This window comes from Moorena sp. SIO3I6 (assembly GCF_010672095.1).
The window spans coordinates 1-1906 of record NZ_JAAHHU010000942.1 but is presented as its reverse complement, the minus strand read 5'-3'; the positions used below and the strand labels follow the sequence as shown (position 1 = coordinate 1906).

At 36.1% G+C, this 1906-nt stretch carries 1 protein-coding gene and 1 pseudogene; one reads left to right on the top strand and one right to left on the bottom strand.

From position 1 onward, the window contains the following. A pseudogene (locus F6K49_RS44710) lies at positions 1-265 on the top strand (hypothetical protein); the annotation flags it as partial. Here the strand turns inward: F6K49_RS44710 and F6K49_RS44705 are convergent. Next, the gene (locus tag F6K49_RS44705; RefSeq protein ID WP_293108445.1) at positions 190-1476 is read right to left on the bottom strand and encodes a hypothetical protein; all 1287 of its coding nucleotides are present in this window, start codon (positions 1474-1476) and stop codon (positions 190-192) included. The pseudogene F6K49_RS44710 and the gene F6K49_RS44705 sit on opposite strands and share 76 nt — an antisense overlap. Positions 1477-1906: the final 430 nt, after the last annotated feature.

Sequence of the window (1906 nt, the reverse complement as noted above, 5' to 3'; positions counted from 1 at the left end):
CTGGATTAATAGTATCCTCAAGTGGCGGTTGATTGATGCCAAGAAACGACATACCAAAGGGGGAAAGGAGTACTCACTAGATGCACCAATAAACTCTTCCGATGGGGGTAAAGTCAATCAATCAGGTATGACTTATTTAGATACTATTCCGCAACCAGAAGACACTCCGTTACCTTCACAGCTTATACGTCAGTGTATTGAAGAAGACTCTGATGGGCTATCCCAATTTGCATTGTTCCATCCCAAAATTGCCCATAAGCTTTGAATATATGGACTCAATTCATCCCACCCAAAGCGATTCCAATAGTCATATACATTTCCACATCTAATAGCTTCAGCTACGCTCGGACAATTCCAGTTAGTTTCATTATAGCCCAGTTCCTTAGCAGCCTTCTGTTTTTCTGCCGTCAACTCATCCCATGCTGTGTGATGTGATGGTGGGTAAGCTGACTCCGATGCTTCCCAATGGCGATCATTCCATCCCAATATGCTCCACAAGTTTTGAATGTGTGGATTAAAATCATCCCACTGAAAAGAACTCCAGTATTCATTCACATCACCAGACTTGATAGCATCAACAACGCTAGGTATTTCATCTAAGCAGGAAGCATCATTCTCATCCATAGAATAAAAACGTTTGCGGCTCTTATTTGAGTTTTCATTCAGCCAATCACGAACTAACTTTATATGTTTATCTGCAACTTCTTCTGCATAATAAGCCCAACGCTCAAAGTAAAACTTTAAGGTTATTCTTGATATGTTGAAATGGACTTCTGTTGTTGTACGCTTCCTTCTACGCCCTTCTTTGAGAGACACATTACTATTATAAATATAGACAATAATGCCATCTTGATCTGCTTTAACTGTGTTCTGAGCAAATAATGTTTGACTCTGCCAGGTATTACGCCTACTTGTTGCAGTCCTTATCAACCTGTATAAGCTCATTCTTATTCTAAATCTATCGGAAAATGTAATTCCTTTATAGTAGCTACTAATGGCATTAATGACTCCATTCCAATCATTATTTTTCCTATGATATCGTTGATAATCATTAGAAATTTGTTCAAAAAAAGGAGATTTTTTAATCGTATTAATGTAATTCAAAAAAGCCTGGAAATTACCTGGATACAAAGGGTTAAAAGGATTAAAGCCAGAGCTAATCCTCGCCATATCCATTACCGTGATGCATCCTGTAGCTGGACTTTTTTTAAACGCTTCTAGTAATCCAGGTTTACCTAAATGTCTCCTCACCTCATCATCTTTAGCTAATGCAAATCGCCAATTGCCAGCCACTTGCTCATTAACTGTAACAGGTAGTTCGATTTTACTTTCTTCCGATATTTCGATTGTAGGTATTCTCGATATATCCGATATAGGAAAAGTTATTTCTTGATTTACGAATGTACGTTCTGTCTCAATTGGATTATGCAAATTACACCAATTTTTGACTTGTTCTAAACCCTCTATTTCGGACATTTTTAAGTCTCCTTACAGTTACAAGAAATTTAGATAAACTACCAAAAATTTACTTAATATAAGTTCATAAATAAGGATTATGAATGATTTATAGCTAACTCATTACTAGTTATTCAATTCAATTTATCGCCAAATTATTTTATCCGGATTCCTGTAACAGGGAAATTAATTTCCCTGTTAAACCTCATATATCACCTCAGATATCCATTAGTTCGTGACTCTTACATCTACGGACTATGAGATTTTGAGTTTTAACGTTTATTTATGCTCACTCACATTTATCACAATTTTACTTAGTTTTTCTTCCGCTTACCCTGCTTTTAGTTGAATTTTCATTCAGCCAATCACGAACTAACTTTATATGTGTATTTGGGACTGTTTCGGCATAATCAGCCCAACGGTTAAAGTAAAATATACAGCTGATTTTTTC

What these genes read in the sequence shown, in the direction of transcription:
- F6K49_RS44705 (WP_293108445.1), bottom strand. Translation starts at nt 1,476, where the DNA reads ATGTCCGAAATAGAGGGTTTAGAACAAGTCAAAAATTGGTGTAATTTG.